9 protein-coding genes are annotated in these 4,960 nt (G+C 62.5%); 2 read left to right on the top strand and 7 right to left on the bottom strand.

Features of this window, described 5'->3' with window-relative positions; all coding sequences use genetic code 11:
* Nucleotides 1-284: 284 nt before the first annotated feature.
* The 7 genes from ABD333_RS47280 to ABD333_RS47250 form a co-directional block, all read right to left on the bottom strand.
* Nucleotides 285-644, bottom strand: coding sequence for a hypothetical protein (locus ABD333_RS47280; protein WP_344549486.1), 360 nt, complete (start codon nt 642-644; stop codon nt 285-287).
* Between the two features lie 75 nt (nt 645-719).
* Nucleotides 720-932, bottom strand: coding sequence for a DUF397 domain-containing protein (locus tag ABD333_RS47275; protein ID WP_344549485.1), 213 nt, complete (start codon nt 930-932; stop codon nt 720-722).
* Nucleotides 933-1,250: 318 nt separating this feature from the next.
* Entirely contained in the window at nt 1,251-1,373 is a 123-nt protein-coding gene (locus ABD333_RS47270; RefSeq protein WP_344549484.1) for a hypothetical protein, read from the bottom strand.
* 47 nt (nt 1,374-1,420) lie between these two features.
* On the bottom strand, nt 1,421-2,272 hold the full coding sequence (locus ABD333_RS47265) for a helix-turn-helix domain-containing protein (protein WP_344549483.1): 852 nt from the start codon (nt 2,270-2,272) through the stop codon (nt 1,421-1,423).
* Nucleotides 2,273-2,276: 4 nt separating this feature from the next.
* The gene (locus ABD333_RS47260) at nt 2,277-2,777 is read right to left on the bottom strand and encodes a DUF6879 family protein (protein WP_344549482.1); all 501 of its coding nucleotides are present in this window, start codon (nt 2,775-2,777) and stop codon (nt 2,277-2,279) included.
* Entirely contained in the window at nt 2,746-3,024 is a 279-nt protein-coding gene (locus ABD333_RS47255; protein WP_344549481.1) for a hypothetical protein, read from the bottom strand. The genes ABD333_RS47260 and ABD333_RS47255 overlap by 32 nt, the downstream gene beginning before the upstream one ends.
* A 193-nt stretch (nt 3,025-3,217) precedes the next feature.
* The gene (locus ABD333_RS47250) at nt 3,218-3,628 is read right to left on the bottom strand and encodes an ATP-binding protein (RefSeq protein WP_344549480.1); all 411 of its coding nucleotides are present in this window, start codon (nt 3,626-3,628) and stop codon (nt 3,218-3,220) included.
* A gap of 137 nt (nt 3,629-3,765) precedes the next feature.
* Between ABD333_RS47250 and ABD333_RS47245 the strand changes: the two genes are divergently transcribed.
* Together ABD333_RS47245 and ABD333_RS47240 are read left to right on the top strand one after the other, a co-directional pair.
* A complete protein-coding gene (locus ABD333_RS47245) occupies nt 3,766-4,590 on the top strand; it encodes a Scr1 family TA system antitoxin-like transcriptional regulator (protein WP_344549479.1) in 825 nt (274 codons plus the stop codon).
* On the top strand, nt 4,571-4,771 hold the full coding sequence (locus ABD333_RS47240) for a DUF397 domain-containing protein (protein WP_344549478.1): 201 nt from the start codon (nt 4,571-4,573) through the stop codon (nt 4,769-4,771). Before ABD333_RS47245 ends, ABD333_RS47240 begins: the two co-directional genes overlap by 20 nt.
* Nucleotides 4,772-4,960 lie beyond the last annotated feature (189 nt).

The raw sequence follows: 4,960 nt of genomic DNA, 5'->3' as shown, positions 1-4,960 counted from the left end.
GCCCGCCTGCGCGTAATCGCAGGCGACGCACCGACCGAGAAGATCGACCAGCAAGCAATCACCGCTTAACCTGCACAAACAGATCACGCGAAGGCCGATCTCTTACACCACTCCGCTGGACGTGACCCCCCTTGAACCCAAGCCAAGCTGGGGGAAAGCCCCCAGACCCCCACCCCTTCAGTGGTCCGCCCCCTCCGCACGAGACAGGGCTTGCCAGCCGCAGCCGCTGGTGCGTGCAAGGAAGCCGGTCCAGATACCCGGCTACACGGTGAGATCGGGGACACTCAGCGGACGGCGATGATGGCCAGGGCCAGGTACTTGCTGCCGATCAGGGGAAAGCCCCAAGACAGGTCATTGCCGCCCTGAAGCTCGGCTAGCGCGAGGCCGAACCGATCGTGTGGGCTGATGTCGGTTGCCTGCGAGTAGGCCATCTTTGGGGCGTGCTGTTCGAAAGCCTCCTCCAGCCAGTTCACGGCGCCGTGGGGAGTGCTGGCTTTTCGCTGCAACATGCTTTGTGGCTTCCGCAGCCAGTCGCGCGTCATGACCGGGGGTGTGGCCATGCCGAGGTCGCCGCACAGCGAGTCACGTTTGGGGCCTTGGGCTGTGGCGGTGTCCCCGTGCCACAGGTAGCAGTGGAAGGCCATGGCACGACGTCCTTCGAAGAGGGCAGTCCCGCCTTGGTGTTCCCAGGGCGGGACCTGCTCGTGGGTCTGAGGTCGCTATGCCGCGACGGCGGCCGAGGCAGGGGAGCCGGCCGGAAGGTCAAACTCGCCCTCCTTCACCCCCGCGATGAAGTCACGCCACTCGAAGTGGTCGAACTTGGACACGTTGCCTTCTTCGTCGGTGACGACGACCGCGTCACGCACGATGGCGACGTTGACGCACCCACATGTCTCTTGCTGCCCGTCACAGCGGCTGGACTTGATGAACACATGGCCTCCTTTGAGCCTTCGGGGATGTTGGGGACCGACCGGCCGCGTCGCGCTGTTCATTGGACGTGATCAGCCGGGGTCATGGGGTTGGAGACTGGTATCCGAGGTCATCGATCGGCAGCCTGCGGACGCGATTGTCGTGCGTCGACGGGTGGCGTGTCGGTGGCTTCGACCGTCGGGGAGGCGTTCGTCCCTCGGGGTGGGGACGTCGCCTGGTGAGGATTGCAGGCCACCGTCCCGCCGAGGTGTTCCCACCAGCCGGGTCCGTAGGTGATGGATCTCCGGCAGTGGCGGCAGGTCTGACCCTCATTCATGCCGCTAGACCGTCAGCGTTGGCATGACCATGATGCTCACCACGGAGCAGGCAACTTGCTGAACGGTCTTCACATGCCCCGTGCGCTGGGGCTGCTGCTCATTCCAGAAGGGTTCGTCGAAGTTCATGGCCACGACGCTAGGAGTGGCGCTACTGGGAGAGCCAGGAAGTTGCTTCAGGTTTCCTGGAGACGGCCACGGGCGGCTTCGATCTCTTCCCGAGCGGCTGACCCGAACACGGCTTGGTCTCGCAGAGCTGCGAAAACCCGCAGGAAGTATGCGATGTTCTCCGGTCGGGACGTTTGGAACGCACCCGACCAGAACTCTTGCTTGAGCAGACTCTCATCAAACAGGTAGAACCCCTCTCCGGGGTACAATGACCGAACTCGCCCCTGAGGGATGATGCCCACGGAGACGTACGGGAGAGATGACACCTCTTTGAGGTAGTCGAGCTGGCCGTTCATCACTTCGAGGCCGCCGGTGTTGTTGGACAGCGCGGACGCTTCCAACAAGAACGTGAACATGGGTGCCCCGGTGCCGAGGAACTTCTTACGAGCCATGCGGTTGTGCGCGGCCTCTTCGACGTCTTCGAGTGGTAGGCCGTGAAGCCTCGCGTGAATCGTGAACTGGGCTTTGGTGTACTCGACGGTCTGCAGGAAGCCGGGGATGAACAGGGACTCGTAGACACGGATGAGCTTGGACTTGGCGTACAGATCCATGGCTTGGAACTGGAGGAGTTTCATCCCGCGTTTGTGTCGCCGCTTGTAGTCGCTCCACATCTGCTCAATCTCACGGCTCGTGGCTATGAGTTCGGGGATCAGCCCCTGAGCGTTGCAGGTGGTGGCCCACTTGCGGAGGTCTTCCTCGGTGGGCCTCTGGGGCCCGTGCTCGAGCTTCGAGACCTTGGTCTTGTGCCATCCACACCGACGTGCCAGCTCAATCCCAGTGAGCCCTGCGTCAAGGCGGAGTTCCTTGAGCCGAGTGCCCAACGAGCGCTTTGCGGACTCGGACGGCTGCTGGTCAGACACCTTGCTAGGGCTTGTACTCGCCGTTGGGGATGGCTAGTGACCACGCCTGCTCGAAGGCGTCGTTACAAAACCGCACCACGTCCGCGTCAGTGGAGAGCTGAATCTCGGTTTGCTGGTTGTCTCCGCCGACCAGGTTGAAGACGACCAAGTCGTCACGGATCAGGCAGTCATTGCCCGGCATCGGAACAGCCGACACCTTCGCTCGCGGAAGCCATCTCAGACGCTCTTGCGGATCGGCGATCTGGACAGCCATGCGTTGGTACTCCGAGAGCGGCTCGGAGATGACCCGTACACGTCGGAAAGGGAAGCCACGGGCCACTCTCTCGGCTCGGGAGTCCCGATGCCGCTTCATGGTCTTGTCGACGGTTTCACGGTCACCTGAACGCCATGACTCAAAGAGAGACCGGTCTACCTCATAGAAATCCCGAAGCTCCAGCTTTCGGACCTCTTGGGCAGGCTCGCCGAACAGCAGCTCAAGCCGTCGCGCTGCCGAGATCAATTCCATAGCGCTCCCTGACGTACTTCCGGACGAAGACCTCGGCTGTGGGGCCGGAGATCTCCAAGAAGGTCTCATCGTCGGCCAGAGCTACGAGCTGCGCGGCGACCTTGGGGCCACGCTTCTTACCCTGGACGATCCACGAGTCACGATCGGTGGCATAGAAGCCGTCACATTCGACATCTCCTTGTGACTCTGGATCTTTGGAGTAGAACGTAGCGGTCAGATCGTCCCCGTCGCCGTGAAGTTGCCCCACGTTACGCTCCCAAGTGGTCGGATGGATGGTCGGTATCCGACTCTGCGGCTGTCACTGCGGACAAGAGTCTTCGTAGTCGTACCTTGCTGGAGGCCAAGGCAGGAAACCCAAGCCAGGGCGACTCCCAGCCCCGCTCCTTCAGGAGGCAACCCCCTTTCTACTGCGAGGGCAGCCGGGTCCAGCTGCGAGGTGATCACTTCAACAGAGCCCAGACGCATTTCAGCGTGGGACCGCTGGGCGCGAGCTGTGCCAGGCGGTATCCCCAGTCAGCGGCAAGTTCCTCCACCACCAACAGCCCGCGGCCGCCCAATGCCGTCTGGGGTGGTCGTAGCGGCTGGGGGAATCTCGTGATCTCGGAGTCCCAGACTTCGACGAGCGGGCGGCCGTCGTTCTCGTAGACGCTGAAGATGACTCTGCCTGCCGCTGACGCGTCGATCGCATTGGTGACGAGTTCGGAGACGACCAGGCGGGCGTCATCGATGAGCTCAGGGAGTCCCAGGTCTTGCAGGGCGCGCCCGACTGCGGCACGTGCACGGCTCACCTCGGTCCAGCTCCGGGTCAGGTTGATCTGCAGGTATGGTCGCCTGTCGATTCCGGTCGTCATGGCTGTGCCCATCTGATTCTTCGGAGGTTCGTCCACCCGATCCGCTGGCCAGATTGCACCCCTCTGCGTAGCCTGTCGATGACTCTCTGCAATTCCATGGAAGTCATGGAATTGATCAATGGGGCGGAGGTTGTCCGATGGCGGAGAAGGCGGCAGCCGACTCTCGTGCCTCGATGTGGGATCTGATGGGCAGCCATCTGCGGTTTCTGCGCAAGACGCGGGGGTTGACCGGAGTGGATGCCGCCGCTGTCGCGGCGTGTGCACCCTCCACCATTTCCAGAATCGAGACCGGGGAGCAGCACCTCACCGAAAAGCAGGCAGCGAAGATCGACAAGGCGTGGAACACGGGCGGGATCCTGACCTGGCTGATCTATTACGCGAGAAGAGCAAGTGATCCCGACTGGTTCAGAAGCGTGACGGCTCATGAGGAGCAGGCGGACGAGTTGAGGATCTTCGCTGCGCTGCACGTGCCCGGCCTGGTCCAGAACGAGGACTATGCCCGGGCGCTGCTGGAGTCGGGGCGGGACCCCGATGTCCAGCGATCGCTGGCCGATCGCATGAGCCGCCAGAAGATCCTCACCAGGCGAAACCCGCCAGATCTGTGGATCACACTCTCGGAGAACGTATTGGACTGGCCCGTGGGAGATGCGGGAGTGATGAGAAGACAGCTGGAGCGGCTCTTGGAGTTGTCTTGGCTCAGGAACGTGGTGTTCCGTGTGCTCCCACGCAGTAGTGGAGCATCCGAGGCCTTGGACGGACCGTTTCGCGTGGTCACAACACCGGATGGGCCGGTGGCCTTTTGTGAGGCCGCCAAGGAAGGGCGGCTAGTCTCAGAAGCGGCCGATGTGAACGAGTTTCGGAACAGGTTCGAGCGGATCTGCGCCAAGGCGCTGTCTGAGAGCCAATCCCGGGACATGGTCTGCGAGAAGATGGAGAGGTTGTATGGACCTGCGCTGGCGTAAGAGCAGCTACAGCGAAGGCGGAACCTCAGGGCAGTGCGTAGAACTGGCCGCACTCCACAACAAGATCGGCATCAGGGACAGCAAGGCCCTTGAAGCAGGACACCTTGAAGTTGGCCGCGCCGACCTTGCGGTGCTGGTTGTGGCCGTCAAGGCCGGGCAGTTGGACTTTGAGCGTTGGTGAGAAGCCGCTCTCGATCATGCTTGTTCCGCCTCCGGACCGGCGGCAGTATGCCGAGCGGATGGTGGGCCAGGCGCTGGTTTTCCTCAAGGCCCAGGCCGACATCATGCGGGCCTACGACGCCAACCCCGGCGAGTGGACCCGGATCGTGCCCTCGGTTCCGGTGGATGAAGGGTGGCACGCCTTCCTCAA

It is taken from the genome of Actinomadura fulvescens (genome assembly GCF_039533225.1).
GTDB lineage: Bacteria > Actinomycetota > Actinomycetes > Streptosporangiales > Streptosporangiaceae > Spirillospora > Spirillospora fulvescens.
Note: the sequence above shows the minus strand (reverse complement) of the source record. Positions and strands in the feature narration are given on the sequence as shown.

What these genes read in the sequence shown, in the direction of transcription:
- ABD333_RS47240 (WP_344549478.1), top strand. Translation starts at nt 4,571, where the DNA reads ATGGACCTGCGCTGGCGTAAGAGCAGCTACAGCGAAGGCGGAACCTCA.
- ABD333_RS47270 (WP_344549484.1), bottom strand. Translation starts at nt 1,373, where the DNA reads ATGAACTTCGACGAACCCTTCTGGAATGAGCAGCAGCCCCAGCGCACG.
- ABD333_RS47280 (WP_344549486.1), bottom strand. Translation starts at nt 644, where the DNA reads ATGGCCTTCCACTGCTACCTGTGGCACGGGGACACCGCCACAGCCCAA.
- ABD333_RS47260 (WP_344549482.1), bottom strand. Translation starts at nt 2,777, where the DNA reads ATGGAATTGATCTCGGCAGCGCGACGGCTTGAGCTGCTGTTCGGCGAG.
- ABD333_RS47250 (WP_344549480.1), bottom strand. Translation starts at nt 3,628, where the DNA reads ATGACGACCGGAATCGACAGGCGACCATACCTGCAGATCAACCTGACC.
- ABD333_RS47245 (WP_344549479.1), top strand. Translation starts at nt 3,766, where the DNA reads ATGGCGGAGAAGGCGGCAGCCGACTCTCGTGCCTCGATGTGGGATCTG.